The organism is Oleiphilus sp. HI0132, from assembly GCF_001635845.1.
This window is the reverse complement of the sequence record NZ_LWGJ01000883.1, coordinates 1-354: the sequence shown is the minus strand read 5'-3', so window position 1 is coordinate 354 and position 354 is coordinate 1. Positions and strand designations below refer to the sequence as shown.

1 protein-coding gene is annotated in these 354 nt (G+C 43.5%); it reads left to right on the top strand.

The window, feature by feature from the left end; all coding sequences use genetic code 11:
- Positions 1-354: AAA family ATPase (locus A3766_RS10030; protein ID WP_156508847.1), on the top strand; the 354-nt coding region annotated here is incomplete at both ends.

Below are 354 nucleotides of genomic sequence, written 5' to 3'. Positions count from 1 at the left end.
GGAGAAGGCACACCCGGATGTGTTCAATATCTTGCTTCAGGTATTGGAAGATGGTCGTTTAACTGATGGTCAAGGTCGTACTGTCGATTTCAGGAATACGGTTATTATCATGACGTCTAATTTGGGTTCTGATGTTATCCAGGCTATGGGAATGGAAGGTGCGGGTTATGATCAGATAAAGAATGCTGTCATGGATTCTGTATCGGCTCATTTTAGGCCGGAGTTTATCAACCGCATTGACGAAGTAGTGGTCTTCCATGCTTTGGGAGCCCAGCAAATTCAGGGTATAGCGCAGATTCAATTGAAAGGCTTAAGTAAGCGTTTGTTAGAGCAAGATATTACCTTGGAGTTTGA